Genomic DNA, 14476 nt, shown 5'->3' with positions numbered 1-14476 from the left:
GGTCAGCCGGCCCGGGCGTCGAGCGCGCGCTCGGGGAGCCGGAGGGCCAGCGGATCGGCGCGCACCCGGTCGAGCCCGGCGCGGACCGCGCCGAGGGCGACGGCCCGGTCGCCCAGGGTCGAGGGCAGCAGTCGCGGCACCGGGGCGTGCACGTGGGACGCGAGGCGGTCGGACACCTCCGCGAGCAGGGGGCCGGCGGAGGAGGCGAGCGCTCCGCCGACGACGAGGAGCGAGACGTCGAGCAGGTTGACGAGGGCCGCCGCGATGCGGGTGAGGCGGTCGGCGAGGCGGTCGACCACCGCGACGGCGAGCGCGTCGCCGGCGAGCGCGGCGTCCAGGACCTGCTCGGCGCCCGGATGCTCGAACCGGTCGAGGAGGGAGGCCGGGCGATCGCGACGGGCGAGCTCCTCTCCGGCCCAGGTGCGGGCGAGCAGGGCCAGACCCTCGGCCGAGCCGACGCCCTCGACGAGGTCGAGGACGCGCATCTCGCCGGTGAGCCCGCGGGCACCGCGGAGGAGTGTCCCGCCGAGGACGACGCCGCCGCCGAGGCGCTCTCCGGACAGCAGGGCGAGGTAGTCGTCACAGCCGACGGCCGCGCCCCGCCAGCCCTCGGCGAGGGCGGCGAGGTTCGCGTCGTTGTCGACCACGGGCGACCAGCCGCGGGCGGAGAAGTGCTCGATCAGATCGGGGTTCATCGCCGCCCAGAAGCCGTTGGCGTCGGCGGGGGAGGCGCCGAGGGCGTCGACCGGGGCCGGGACGCCGAGCGTGACGGCCAGTACGGCGGAGTCGTCCACTCCGGCCTCACGGAGGGCGCGGTCGAGGACCCGCTCGATGTCGGCGCGGCGGCGCTCGTGCGGGAGGTCCTCGATCCGCTCGTGGTCGACAGGCTCGACCCGGCGCGCGACGGTGCCGCCGAGGAGGTCGGAGACGACGACGTCGATGCTGTGCTGCCCGGCGTCCACGCCGACGACGACCCCGGCCAGGCGGCGCAGGGCGTAGCGCCGGGCGGGCCTGCCCTTGACGTAGTCGCCGGCGGCGCGCTGGTTCTCCAGCTCCTCGAGCCAGCCGAGCTCGATCAGGTCGTCGCAGACGGCGATCACCGTCGACCGGGTGAGCCCCGTGGCGGCGATCAGGTCGGAGGCGGTGAACGGATCCCCGCTGAACGCGCCGTCCAGGACCTCGAGGGCGCTGCGTCGTCGCTGCGACGAGAAGGTGCTCTCGGCCATCGGCACACTCCCTCTTGACCCGGGCGGGATCGGCTGCAACAGTACATCCCGTATTAGATTCTGCCACTAGATTTAGTGGGAGAAGCAACTATTCCCTCGACACCCGGGAGACGACGACGTGCCCCCTCACACCCCTCCCGGCCTGAGCCGGCGATCGCTGCTCGCCGCAGCAGGCGCCGGCGCCGCCGCCCTCGGCCTCTCGGGCTGCGCATCGCCGTCCGGCTCCTCCGGCGTGACCGAGATCACCTTCTTCCAGTCCAAGCCCGAGGTCATCGGCTACTTCGACGAGGTCATCGAGCGCTTCCACGCCGCCCAGTCGCGCGTCCGGGTCGTCCACGACTTCTCCTCGAACCTGTCGGCCGGCTTCGTCCGCAGCAGCCCGCCCGACCTCGGCTGCCTCAACTACAACTTCGAGGTCGCCCGCTTCGTCGAGCGGGGTGCCCTGAGCGACCTGTCCGACATGCCGGAGGCCGCGCGGATCAACCCCGACCTCCAGCCCCTCATCGAGCAGACGGCCGCCTACCCCGGCCGCACCAGCGTCCTGCCGTACTCGCTGATGATGGCGGCGGTGCTCTACAACCGGGAGATCTTCGCCCAGCAGGGTCTGGCGGTGCCGACCACGTGGTCCGAGTTCGTCGCCGTCTGCGAGGCGCTCACCGCCGCGGGCATCACGCCGATCTACAGCACCTACAAGGATCCGTGGACGGTCTCGCAGGGCCTGTTCGACTACTCCGTCGGAGGCACGGTCGACCTCGAGGCGTTCTTCGGACGACTGAAGGAGCAGGGGGCCGACGTCGGCCCGGGCTCGCCCGTCTCGTTCGAGAAGGACTTCGCCGACCCGATGCAGCAGATGCTGCAGGTGGCGTCCTACTCCAACCCCAACGCGGCGAGCCGCGGCTACGGCGACGGCAACCTCGCCTTCTCCCGCGGCGAGGCGGCCATGTACTTCCAGGGGCCGTGGGCGCTCAGCGAGATCGCCAAGACCGCGCCCGAGCTCTCCGTCGGAGCGTTCCCCCTGCCGATGACGGAGGACCCGGACGAGCGCCGGGTCCGCGTGAACGTCGACCTCGCGCTGTGGATCCCCGAGGCCTCCCGCAAGAAGGAGGCCGCGCGCGAGTTCCTCTCCTTCCTGATGCAGCCGGAGATCATCGACGCCTACAACGCCGACAACAACGCCTTCGGAGTCACCACCGACGCCCCCGCCGTCGAGCAGCCCACCCTCGTCGAGCTCCAGGACTTCTACGACCGCGCCGCGTTCAGCCTCGGCGCCTCCCAGCTCGTGCCGCAGAACATCCCGCTGCAGAACTACGTGCAGGGCATGGTCCTCGGCTCCGACCCGGCCGCGACCCTCCGGACGATCGACGCCGACTGGGCGCGCATCGCCTTCCGCTCCTGATCCGACCCCTCTCAGAGACGAGACACCCATGGCCACCTCCACCCCTGTCCGGGCCCCGGAGCGCACCGCCGCGCCCCGCCGCCCGGTGGCGCGAGCACCGAAGCGGCACCGCTCGGACCGCACGTTCCTGCTCTACCTGCTGCCCGCGCTCGTGCTCTTCACGCTCGCGATCACGCTCCCCGCACTGATGGGGATCTTCTTCAGCTTCACCGACTCGATCGGCTTCGGCGACTGGCGGTTCATCGGGCTGACCAACTACGCCGCCCTCTTCTCCGACCCCGCGATCCTCGCCTCCTACGGCTTCACCGTCGGATTCGCGCTGGTGACCGTGCTCCTGGTGAACGTGGTCGCCTTCCTGCTCTCGATCGCGCTCACGGCGCAGATCCGGGGGAAGGTCGCCCTCCGCGCGGTGTTCGTGCTGCCGATGGTCGTCTCGGGCATCATCATCGCCTTCGTCTTCAACTTCCTCTTCTCGAACTCGCTGCCCGCGTTCGCCGAATCGGTCGGAGCGACGCCGCTCGCGAGCAGCATGCTCGCGGACCCCGACCTCGCCTGGATCGCGATCGTCGTCGTGACCGCGTGGCAGGCCGTCCCCTCCGCGCTGCTGATCTACATCGCCGGAGTGCTCTCCATCCCCGGCGACGTCTACGAAGCGGCCGCCCTCGACGGCGCCTCCGCCTGGGGGCAGCTGCGCTCGATCACGCTGCCGCTGGTCGCCGGCTACGTGCTGATCAACCTCGTCATCGGCTTCAAGAACTTCCTCAACGCCTACGACATCATCGTCGGCCTGACGGACGGCGGACCAGGCACCTCCACCCGCAGCGTCGCGATGACGATCTTCTCCGGCTTCACCAGCGGCGACTACGCCTACCAGATGGCCAACGCCACGATCTTCTTCCTCATCGCGCTCGTGATCGCGCTCGTGCAGCTGCGCGTCTCGCGCGGAAAGGCGGCCTTCTGATGACCAGCCAGGTCCCCCTCGCCCCCTCCCTCCCGGGCACCCGCCCGGCCGTCGACGCCGACGCGCGACGACCCGGCCGCCGCCGACGCCGCTCCGCGCTCCTGCTGAGCCTCCTCCTCGCGGTCTGCGCCCTCTCGGTGATCGCACCCCTCTGGGTGACCGTGACGATGGCGTTCAAGACCACCGCCCAGGCGGTCGACGGGAACGCCTTCTCGCTGCCGGCGCCCTTCTCGGTCGACGGCTTCGTGCAGGCCTGGAACCTCACCGACTTCCCGCGCGGCTTCGCGATCTCGGTCCTCGTCTCGGCGATCACGGTCGGCGGCACCATCGTCCTCGCCGCGCTCGCCGCCTACGCGATCTCCCGCAACTGGCACCGCCGCTTCTACCGCTGGTCGTTCTTCTACCTGCTCGCGGCGATGTTCCTGCCGTTCCCGGTGCTCGCCCTCTCGCAGGTGTCCCTCACCGGCCTCGCCGGACTCGACAACCCGATCGGCGTCGCGATCCTGCACATCATGTTCCAGCTCTCGTTCAGCGTGATGCTGTTCACAGCGTTCCTCCGCTCCCTCCCCGAAGAGCTGGAGGAGAGCGCCCGCCTCGACGGAGCGACCACCAACCAGGTCTTCTGGCGACTGGTGTTCCCCCTGCTGGCACCGATGAGCGCCACCGTCGGCATCTTCGCCTTCCTCGCCTCCTGGAACGACTTCATGATGCCGTCACTGATCACCTCGGACCCGTCGCTCCAGACGCTCCCCGTGCTGCAGAAGATCTTCCAGACCCAGTTCAGCAACGACTACAACGTCGCCTTCGCGTCCTACCTGATGGCCATGGCGCCGGCGATCATCGTCTACCTGTTCACGCAGCGATGGGTCATGTCCGGCGTCACCCAAGGCGCCATCAAATAGGCCCGCGGGCCTCGGGGAGGCGATCTGCGGCGTTGTCGTCGGTTGCGATACCGCTGGTATCGCGCCCTCCTCCGCCTTGCAGCTCACCACCCCGAGACCCGCGGGCGGGTGCTGGCGGAGGGGGCGGGGGCGCCGCGCTTCGCGCGAGCGGGGCGGAGGGGGTGGGGGCGCCGCGCTGCGCGCGAGCGGGGGCGAGGGGATGAAGGGGCGCCGCGTTGCGCGGGGGCGGGGGACAGAGACGGCACGACAGGACGGGCACGGCCGCGGGGCGGGCGTGTGATGAGAAGGAGAGAGAAGGATGACGGAGACACTGGTGACGAGGGTGCGGACGACGGACGATGCGCTGTGGTGGCGGCAGGCGGCGGTGTACCAGATCTACCCGCGGAGCTTCGCGGACGCGAACGGGGACGGGATCGGCGATCTCGCGGGGATCATCGAGCGGATCCCGTACCTGCGGGAGCTCGGGATCGACGCGGTGTGGCTGAGCCCGTTCTACCCGTCGGCACTCGCCGACGGCGGGTACGACGTGGCCGACTACCGCGACGTCGACCCGCGGATCGGCACGCTCGCCGAGTTCGACGAGATGACGGCCCGCCTGCACGACGCGGGGATCCGGGTGGTGGTCGACATCGTGCCGAACCACTCCTCCGACCTGCACCCCTGGTTCCAGGAGGCGCTCGCCTCCCCGAAGGGCTCGCCCGAACGCGAGCGCTACGTGTTCCGCGACGGGCTCGGCGCCGACGGCTCGGAGCCGCCGAGCGACTGGGAGTCCGTCTTCGGCGGATCGGCCTGGGAGCCGGTCGGCGACGGGCAGTGGTACCTGCACCTGTTCGCCCGGGAGCAGCCCGACTGGAACTGGGCGAACCGCGAGATCCGCGACGACTTCCTCCGCACCCTCGCTTTCTGGGCCGACCGCGGCGTGGACGGCTTCCGGATCGACGTGGCGCACTCCCTGGTGAAGGACCTGACGCTCCCGCTCGCCCTCGCGGCGGAGATCGAGGGGCAGCGCACCGACGGATCGCACCCCTTCTGGGACCGCGACGAGGTGCACGAGGTCTACGCCGAGTGGCGCGCCCTCTTCGACTCCTACGACCCGCCCCGCACCGCGGTGGCGGAGGCGTGGGTCGACGCCTCGCGCCGCGCCCGCTACGCGAGCCCGGAGGGACTCGGCCAGGCGTTCAACTTCGACCTGCTCGAGGCCGACCTCGACGCGGAGGAGTTCCGCCGGCTGATCACCTCCAACCTCGAGCTCGCCGCGGAGTCCGGCTCGTCGACCACCTGGGTGCTCTCGAACCACGACGTGGTCCGGCACGCGACGCGCTACGGACTTCCGCCCCGCCGCGGCGCCGGCACCGCCCCGGCCAGGCAGTGGCTGCTGAGCGCAGGAGCGGAGCCGGTCCTCGACCGCGAGAGGGGCCTGCGACGCGCCCGCGCGGCGACCCTGCTCCTGCTGGCTCTGCCCGGCTCCGCCTACCTCTACCAGGGCGAGGAGCTGGGCCTGCACGAGGTCGCCGGGATCCGCAACGCCGACCGGCAGGACCCGACCTTCTTCCGCAGCGGCGGCGTCGACGTCGGCCGCGACGGCTGCCGCGTCCCGCTGCCGTGGGAGTCCACCGGGACCTCGCTGGGCTTCGGCCCGGGCGGCGCGCACCTGCCCCAGCCCGCATGGTTCGCCGACTCCTCCGTGGAGGCGGAGGAGCTGTCCGAGGGCTCGACGCTCGCGCTCTACCGCCGGGCGCTGGCGCTCCGGCAGGAGCTGCAGACGGAGGAGCACCTGGAATGGCGGGGGGACGGGGCCGACGTCGTCGACTTCAGCCGCCCGAACGGCTGGCGCTCCGTGACCAACCTCGGGGCGGAGCCGGTCGAGCTGCCCGAGGGCGAGCTGCTGCTCGCGAGCGTCCCGATGGCGGGCCGCCTGCTCCCGCCGGACGCCACCGCCTGGCTCCGCTGACGACAGGGGGCCTGGAACGAGGAAGGCGCCCCCGCCCGTGGGATCCGTGGATCCTGCGGGAGGGGGCGCCTTCCTCGTGCGACGCGGGTCAGTGCGTGGAGGGGTCCTGCTCGACCTCGGTGCGGTCGCCGGACCACAGCGTGTGGAAGGTGCCCTCCTTGTCGACGCGCTTGTAGGTGTGCGCTCCGAAGAAGTCGCGCTGGCCCTGCACGAGAGCGGCCGGGAGGCGCTTCGAGGCGAGCGAGTCGTAGTACGACAGCGCGGCGCCGAAGCCGGGGATCGGCACGCCCGAGAGCGCGGCGGTCGAGACGATGCGGCGCCAGGCGGCCTCGCCGTTCGCGACGGCCTCGGCGAAGTACGGGTCCTCGAGGAGGGTCGTGATGCCGGCGTTCTCGTCGTAGGCGTCGACGATGCGGTTGAGGAACTGGGCGCGGATGATGCAGCCCGCGCGCCAGATCTTGGCGACCGCTCCCTTGTCGATCTCCCAGCCGTACTTCTCGGCTCCGGCGATGATCGCGTCGAAGCCCTGCGAATAGGCGACGACCTTGGAGGCGTAGAGCGCGGCGCGCACGTCGTCCTCGAAGCCCTCGTACTTCTCGACCGGGGTCGGGCGCGAGGTGACGCGGGCCTGCACGGCCTCGCGCTGCTCGGGGTGGGAGGACACGGCACGGGCGAAGACGGCCTCGGCGATGCCGCCGACGGGGACGCCGAGGTCGAGCGCGTTCTGCACGGTCCAGACGCCGGTGCCCTTCGAGCCGGCCTGGTCGAGGACGACGTCGATGAAGGGGTTCCCGGTGTCGGCGTCGACCTGGCGGAGCACCTCGGCGGTGATCTCGATGAGGTACGACTCGAGGTCCCCCTTGTTCCAGGCGTCGAAGACCTCGGCGATCGCGGCGGGCTCGTGTCCGCCGACGGTGCGGAGCAGGTCGTACGCCTCGGCGATGAGCTGCATGTCGGCGTACTCGATGCCGTTGTGGATCATCTTGACGAAGTGGCCGGCGCCGTCGGTGCCGATATGGGTGACGCAGGGCTCGCCCTCGGCGACCGCGGCGATCGACGAGAGGATCGGGCCGAGGGTCTTGTAGGACTCGACCGAGCCCCCGGGCATGATCGACGGGCCCTTGAGCGCGCCCTCCTCGCCGCCGGAGATGCCGGTGCCGACGAAGTGGATGCCGGTCTCGCGGACGGCCTTCTCGCGGCGGATGGTGTCGGTGAAGAGCGCGTTGCCGCCGTCGACGATGATGTCGCCGGGCTCGAAGACCTTCGTCAGCTGCTCGATCACGGCGTCGGTGCCGCGGCCGGCCTGGACCATGATGATCGCGGTGCGCGGGGTGGCGAGCGAGGCGGCGAAGTCCTCGATGGTCTCGGAGGCGACGAAGCCCGCCTCCGGGTGCTCCGTGATGAGGGTCTCGGTGCGTCCGTAGGAGCGGTTGAACACCGCGACCGTGTTGCCCTCGCGGCTGGCGAGGTTGCGGGCGAGGTTCGAGCCCATCACCGCCAGACCGACGACTCCGATGTTGGCTGTGGCGGTGGGCTTGTCAGACACGGTTCTCCTCGACGTTCGCGTTCAGGGGCGAGCCCAGGCTATCGCCGGGGCGCCGCCGGGAGCCCGGGTCGGAGCCGTCTCCCGGCTGCACATCGGTCGCCCGGCGCGCGCACGCTCTTGCGCGCTGCCACGGCGCGTCCGGGGAGCCGGTCAGGCGCCGTGCCCGAGGGGGACGCGCTCCGAGGGGATCGGCGGCGGCGGGGGAGTGCCGTCGCCGAACGGGCGGCCGCCGAGCTCCTCGCGGCGCGAGGGGACGAGCCAGCCGGAGAGGTCCGGGCCCTTGGGGACGACGCCGGTCGGATTGATGTCCCGCTGCACCTCGTAGTAGTGCGACTTGATGTGGGCGAAGTCGATCGTGTCGCCGAACCCCGGGGTGGCGAACAGGTCGCGCGCGTAGCCCCAGAGCGCGGGCATCGCCGACAGCAGGTTCCGGTTCGCCTTGAAGTGGCTGTAGTAGACGGCGTCGAAGCGGGCGAGCGTCGTGAAGAGCCGCACGTCCGCCTCGGTGATGGTGTCGCCGACCAGGTAGCGGCGGGTGCTCAGCCGCTCCTCCAGCCAGTCCAGCCGCGCCCAGAGGCGGTCGTAGGCCCGGTCGTAGGAGCGCTGCGACCCGGCGAAGCCGCACTTGTAGACGCCGTTGTTCACGTCGTGGAAGACCAGCTCGGCGATCTCGTCGATCTCCTCGCGGTGCTCCTCGGGATAGAGGTCGGGAGCGCCGTCGCGGTGGAACGCGGTCCACTCGGTGGAGAAGTCGAGCGTCATCACCGGGTAGTCGTTGGTGACGACCTGGCCGCTCGGGATGTCCACGAGGGCCGGGACGGTGATCCCGCGCGGGTAGTCGGGGAACCGGGCGAAGAACGCGTCCTGGAGGCGGGGGATGCCCAGCACCGGGTCGACGCCGCCCGGGTCGAGGTCGAAGGTCCAGCTGCGCTTGTCGTGGGTCGGCCCGCAGATGCCCATCGAGAGGGCGTCCTCGAGTCCGAGCAGGCGGCGCACGATCACGGCGCGGTTCGCCCACGGGCAGGCGCGGGACACCACGAGGCGGTAGCGCCCCGCCTCCACCGGGTACCCGTCGCGGCCGTCGGCGGTGATCCGCGTCGGGATGTAGTTCGTGTCGCGGTGGAAGCCGTTCTTCTCGACGTAGGAGCCGAAGTCGTCGCTCGTCATACCCGCACGGTAGGCGGTCCGCCTGGACGTCCGGCGGCGGGAGCGCCTGCTGGCGGGCGGCCGCGATGCCGGGTAGGATCGGCAGCTGAACTTCGGCGAGGGATGCACGTGCATCCGTGATCGACGCGGTGGAAGCAGGCGAGGCCCCCACGGGGCGCCACGGACTTCTCCTCACGCTGACATGCGTTCGAGTCGACAAACCGTCCGTGGCCGCAGGCCACGACCCGATCCGGTGGCGTGCGCGCCGCCCAAGGAGAACATCATGGCTGAACTGACCAACAAGGTCGTCGTCGAGGTCCGCACCTCGTTCGGCAAGGGCGCCGCCCGCAAGATCCGCGCGCAGGACAAGATCCCCGCGGTCCTCTACGGCCACGGCACCGAGCCCCAGCACCTCACCCTCCCGGGCCACCAGGTGCTCCTGCTCACCCGCAAGGCGAACGCGATCCTCGAGCTCGACATCGAGGGCGCCGCGCAGACGACGCTGGTGAAGGACATCCAGCGCGACCCGGTGCGCCAGATCATCGAGCACATCGACCTCGTCGTCATCAACAAGGGCGAGAAGGTCGAGGTGGACATCCCCGTGCACGTCGAGGGCGACGCCGCTCCCGGCACCCTCGTCTCGATCGAGTCGAACACCCTCTCGCTCGAGGTCGACGCCACCCGCATCCCGCAGAACATCGTCGTCTCCGTCGAGGGCCTCGAGGCCGGCACGCAGATCACCGCCGCCGACGTCACGCTCCCCGAGGGCGCCACGCTGGTCACCGATGCCGAGGTGCTCATCGTCAACGTCACCGCCGAGGTCGAGCAGGACCTGGGCGAGGACGACGAGACCCCGGCCTCGGGCGACGTCGTCGCCGAGACCGCGGAGTAGTCCGCGCCACCCCGGGAACGGGCCCGCTCGCAGCCGCGGCGGGCCCGTTCCGCGTCCGGCGGGGGAGTCCCTCCGCCGCCCCCGAGGAAGAGGAACGACATGGGTGACACCTGGCTGGTCGTCGGACTGGGCAACCCGGGCGCGCAGTACGCGCGCAACCGGCACAACGTCGGCCAGATGGTGCTCGACGAGCTCGCGACGCGCATCGGCGGCTCGTTCCGCCGGCACAACCGCGCCAACGCCGTGGTCGCCGAGGGGTTCCTCCGCCCGGGAGGGCCGAAGCTCGTGCTGGGCAGGCCCAACAGCTTCATGAACCTCTCCGGCGGGCCGACTGCGCAGCTGCTCGACTTCTACTCGATCGAGCCGGCGCACCTGATCGTCGTGCACGACGAGCTCGACATCCCGTTCGACACCCTGCGCCTCAAGCAGGGCGGCGGTCACGGAGGGCACAACGGCATCCGCGACATCCTCGCGGCGACCGGAGGAGCCGAGTTCCTGCGCGTGCGGGTCGGCATCGGCCGCCCGCCGGGCCGCCAGCAGGCCGCCGACTTCGTGCTGAAGGACTTCGCCGGCCCGGAGCGCGAGGCGCTCCCGATCCTGGTCTCGGACGCCGCCGACGCCGTCGAGCTCATCGCCGACTCCGGCCTCTCCGCCGCCCAGCTGAAGTTCCACACCAGCGCCTGACCCCTCCACTGAGGGAACCCTGAACCGTCGAGGGAGCCCGCAGTTCCAGGTTCCCTCGACGGTTCAGGGTTCCCTCGGCGGTCGGTGCGCGGGGCGGCCGTAAACTGGACCGGTGCCCCTCAACGAGATCATCTCGGCGCTGTCGCGCGCCTCCACGTTCGACGATGCTCTCGCGTACGCGGTGCGGGACGCCGACTTCTCGGTGGCCGACGGCCTCCGGGTCCCCCTGCTCGCGGGCCTGATCGAGAGGCGCGCGGAGGCGGGGCGTCCGCAGGCGGCGCTGGTGGTCACGGCCACGGGCCGCGACTCCGAGAACGTGCGCGCCTCCCTCGGCTGCATGCTGCCGGACGCGGACGTCGTCGAGTTCCCCGCGTGGGAGACGCTGCCGCACGAGCGCCTCAGCCCGAGCGCCGAGATCGTGGGGCGGCGCCTGGACGCGCTGCGGCGGATGAAGCAGTGGTCGGGCGAGCGGCCCCTCGTGGTGGTCGCCTCCGTGCGTGCGGCACTGCAGCCGGTCGCCGACAACCTCGCCGACATCGAGCCGATCCGACTCGTGAAGGGCGCCCGCGGCTACGACCTCGGCCGCATCTCGGCCGAGCTGGTCGATCTGGCGTACGCCCGGGTCGACATGGTCACGCGCCGCGGCGAGTTCGCCGTGCGCGGCGGCATCCTCGACGTCTTCCCCGCGGTGGCCGAGCACCCGAGCCGGGTGGACTTCTTCGGCGACGAGGTCGACTCCATCCGCGGCTTCTCCGTGGCCGATCAGCGCTCGCTCCCGGGCGAGGCCGACTCGGTGGTCCTCCCGCCGAGCCGCGAGCTGCTGCTGGTGCCCGCGGTGCGGCAGCGGGCGCGCGAGATGCTGCACGAGTTCCCGAGCCTGTCGGCGATGCTCGCCAAGATCGCCGAGGGCATCCCGGTCGAGGGGATGGAGTCGCTCGCCCCCGCGCTGCTGGAGCGGCTGGTCCCGATCTCGCACTACCTCCCCGAGGGGGCGGCCGTCGCGGTCCTCGCCCCCGAGCGCGTGGCGACGCGGGCGATCAGCCTCGCCGAGACGAACCGCGAGTTCCTCCAGGCGGCCTGGAGCGCGGCGACCGCCGGCGCCGAGGCCCCCATCGACCTCGCCTCGGGCGAGTTCATCTCGCTCGGCGCGCTCCGCGACTCCGTGAAGCTCAGCGCCCCGGGCGCCGACGCTCCCGACCACCCGTGGTGGACGATGAGCACGTTCCGCCAGGGCCCCGCCGCGGGCGAGGCCGAGGTGCTGCCGGAGGAGCTCGGTATCGACGAGATCCTCGCCGTCCGCGTGGAGGGCGAGCCGGTCCCCGGCTTCGGAGCGAGCGTCGAGGGCGCCCTCGCCCACGTCCGCGCGCGCCTGGCCGACGGCTGGACCGTGGTCCTGACCGCGCCCGGCACCGGCACGGTGGAGCGCACCGACCAGGTGCTCGCCGAGCACGAGGTCGCCGCCCGCATCGTCGCCGACCTGCCCGCCGGGCTCGAGACGGGCCTCGCCTACGTGGTCCAGGCCTCCGTCGACCACGGCTTCGAGGTGGAGGAGGCGAAGCTCGCGCTGCTCACCGACACGGAGTTCTACGGCCGCACCGTCGGCTACGACTCCCGGGCGGTCAAGAAGCTCGCGTCGCGCCGCAAGAACGTCGTCGACCCGCTGCAGCTCACCCCCGGCGACTTCGTGGTGCACGCCACCCACGGCATCGGCCGGTTCGTGGAGCTCTCGCAGCGCGAGGTCTCCAGCGGAGGCCGCAACGCGATCAAGACCCGGCGCGAGTACCTGGTGCTCGAGTACGCCCCCAGCAAGCGCGGCTTCCCCGGCGACAAGCTGCTCGTCCCCACGGACCAGCTCGACCTGCTCTCGCGCTACGTCGGGGGCGAGGCTCCGGCGCTGAGCAAGATGGGCGGGAGCGACTGGGCGCAGGCCAAGAGCAAGGCCCGCCGGGCGGTCCGCGACATCGCGGTCGAGCTCGTGAAGCTCTACTCCGCCCGGATGGCCTCCCGCGGGCACGCGTTCCCGCCGGACACTCCCTGGCAGCGCGAGCTGGAGGAGGCGTTCCCGTTCGCCGAGACCCCCGACCAGCTCACTGTCATCGACGAGGTCAAGGCCGACATGGAGCGGCCGATCCCGATGGACCGCCTGCTCTCGGGCGACGTCGGCTTCGGCAAGACCGAGGTCGCCGTGCGCGCCGCGTTCAAGGCGATCCAGGACGGCAAGCAGGTCGCGATGCTCGTGCCGACGACGCTGCTCGTCCGCCAGCACCTCGAGACGTTCCAGGAGCGCTTCGCCGGCTTCCCCGTCCACCTCCGGGCGCTCAGCCGGTTCCAGAGCGCGAAGGAGTCGAAGGAGACGATCGAGGGCCTGGCCGACGGCACCGTCGACATGGTCATCGCGACCCACCGGCTCCTCAGCGACAACATCGTCTTCAAGGACCTGGGCCTGCTCGTGATCGACGAGGAGCAGCGCTTCGGCGTCGAGCACAAGGACAAGCTCAAGGCGCTGAAGAAGAACGTCGACATCCTCTCGATGAGCGCCACGCCCATCCCGCGCACACTCGAGATGGCGGTGACCGGCATCCGCGAGATGTCGACCCTCGCGACCCCGCCGGAGGAGCGCCACCCGATCCTCACCTTCGTCGGCCCCTACTCCGAGAAGCAGGTCTCGGCCGCGATCCGCCGCGAGCTCCTGCGCGAGGGACAGGTGTTCTTCGTGCACAACCGCGTCTCGACGATCAACCGCGTCGCCTCGCAGCTCGCCGAGCTGGTGCCCGAGGCGCGCATCGCGGTCGCGCACGGCAAGCTCAGCGAGTCGCAGCTCGAGCGGATCATCGTCGACTTCTGGGAGCGCAAGTTCGACGTCCTCGTGTCGACGACCATCGTCGAGACCGGCCTCGACATCCCGAACGCCAACACGCTGATCGTCGACCGCGCCGACAAGTACGGGCTCTCGCAGCTGCACCAGCTGCGCGGGCGGGTCGGCCGCGGCCGCGAGCGCGCCTACGCCTACCTCCTCTACGACGAGACGAAGCCGCTGAGCGAGACCGCGCACGACCGGCTGCAGACCCTGGCCGCCAACTCGGACCTCGGCGGCGGCATGCAGATCGCGCTGAAGGACCTCGAGATCCGCGGCGCGGGCAACCTCCTCGGCGGCGAGCAGTCCGGGCACATCCAGGGCGTGGGCTTCGACCTGTACCTGCGGATGATCGGCGAGGCCGTCGACACCTTCCGCGGCGAGGTCGCCGAGGGGCAGACGGAGCTGCGGCTCGAGCTGCCCGTCGACGCGCGCATCCCGGAGGAGTACGTCGACAGCGAGCGTCTGCGCCTGGAGGCGTACCAGAAGCTGTCGGCCGCGTCCTCGCCGACGGCGAAGGAGGGGAGCATCGACCTCGTGGTCGAGGAGCTGACCGACCGCTACGGCGAGCTGCCCGAGGCGGTCGAGAACCTCATCCTGGTGTCGCGGCTGCGCATGCGCGCGCAGAAGGCGGGCCTCAGCGACGTGGTCGCGATGGGCTCGAACGTCCGCGTTACTCCCGCGCACCTGCCGGACTCGATCCAGGTGCGCCTGCGCCGGATGTACCCGACCGCGAAGTACCTGCAGCAGGCCGACGCGGTCGTGGTGCCGATGCCCGTGCTCGACGGCGTCCCGCTCGGCGACCGGGCGCTCATCCAGTGGGTCGCGTCGCTCCTGGACGCGCTGTTCCCGGAGCCGGTCACGGTCTGAGGTCCTCGGGGCGGCGCTCCCCGGTGGCGCGCCGCTCCGGTCGCCCTG

10 protein-coding genes are annotated in these 14476 nt (G+C 71.5%); 7 read left to right on the top strand and 3 right to left on the bottom strand.

Annotation, left to right across the window (positions count from 1 at the left end):
• Window positions 1–2: 2 nt before the first annotated feature.
• Window positions 3–1226: an ROK family protein gene (locus C5D44_RS02935; RefSeq protein ID WP_104280780.1), complete on the bottom strand. Its 1224-nt coding sequence runs from the start codon at window positions 1224–1226 to the stop codon at window positions 3–5.
• Between the two features lie 118 nt (window positions 1227–1344).
• On the opposite strand from C5D44_RS02935, the gene C5D44_RS02930 reads away from it, so the two are divergent.
• From C5D44_RS02930 to C5D44_RS02915, 4 genes are all read left to right on the top strand, one after another.
• Window positions 1345–2622 carry an ABC transporter substrate-binding protein gene (locus tag C5D44_RS02930; RefSeq protein WP_104280779.1) on the top strand — a complete coding sequence of 426 codons (1278 nt, stop codon included), beginning with the start codon at window positions 1345–1347 and terminating at the stop codon, window positions 2620–2622.
• Window positions 2623–2650: 28 nt separating this feature from the next.
• Window positions 2651–3583 carry a carbohydrate ABC transporter permease gene (locus C5D44_RS02925; RefSeq protein ID WP_104280778.1) on the top strand — a complete coding sequence of 311 codons (933 nt, stop codon included), beginning with the start codon at window positions 2651–2653 and terminating at the stop codon, window positions 3581–3583.
• The gene (locus tag C5D44_RS02920) at window positions 3583–4485 is read left to right on the top strand and encodes a carbohydrate ABC transporter permease (protein WP_104280777.1); all 903 of its coding nucleotides are present in this window, start codon (window positions 3583–3585) and stop codon (window positions 4483–4485) included. The genes C5D44_RS02925 and C5D44_RS02920 overlap by 1 nt, the downstream gene beginning before the upstream one ends.
• 298 nt (window positions 4486–4783) lie before the next feature.
• Window positions 4784–6436 (top strand): alpha-amylase family glycosyl hydrolase, encoded by a 1653-nt coding sequence (locus tag C5D44_RS02915; protein ID WP_104280776.1) that lies wholly within the window; start codon window positions 4784–4786, stop codon window positions 6434–6436.
• Window positions 6437–6524: 88 nt separating this feature from the next.
• On the opposite strand, the gene gndA is transcribed toward C5D44_RS02915, so the two are convergent.
• Window positions 6525–7982, bottom strand: coding sequence for an NADP-dependent phosphogluconate dehydrogenase (gndA, locus tag C5D44_RS02910; protein WP_104276391.1), 1458 nt, complete (start codon window positions 7980–7982; stop codon window positions 6525–6527).
• A gap of 150 nt (window positions 7983–8132) precedes the next feature.
• Entirely contained in the window at window positions 8133–9149 is a 1017-nt protein-coding gene (locus C5D44_RS02905; protein WP_104276392.1) for a glutathione S-transferase family protein, read from the bottom strand.
• Between the two features lie 262 nt (window positions 9150–9411).
• On the opposite strand from C5D44_RS02905, the gene C5D44_RS02900 reads away from it, so the two are divergent.
• From C5D44_RS02900 to mfd, 3 genes are all read left to right on the top strand, one after another.
• A complete protein-coding gene (locus C5D44_RS02900; RefSeq protein ID WP_104238997.1) occupies window positions 9412–10020 on the top strand; it encodes a 50S ribosomal protein L25/general stress protein Ctc in 609 nt (202 codons plus the stop codon).
• Window positions 10021–10119: 99 nt separating this feature from the next.
• Window positions 10120–10704 (top strand): aminoacyl-tRNA hydrolase, encoded by a 585-nt coding sequence (gene pth, locus C5D44_RS02895; RefSeq protein WP_104276393.1) that lies wholly within the window; start codon window positions 10120–10122, stop codon window positions 10702–10704.
• 112 nt (window positions 10705–10816) lie between these two features.
• On the top strand, window positions 10817–14428 hold the full coding sequence (gene mfd, locus C5D44_RS02890) for a transcription-repair coupling factor (protein WP_104276394.1): 3612 nt from the start codon (window positions 10817–10819) through the stop codon (window positions 14426–14428).
• The last annotated feature ends 48 nt before the right edge of the window (window positions 14429–14476 follow it).

The organism is Rathayibacter sp. AY1B5 (genome assembly GCF_002932795.1).
Lineage (GTDB): Bacteria > Actinomycetota > Actinomycetes > Actinomycetales > Microbacteriaceae > Rathayibacter.
The sequence above is the reverse complement of the archived record's forward strand: the minus strand, read 5'-3'. Positions and strand labels throughout refer to the sequence as shown.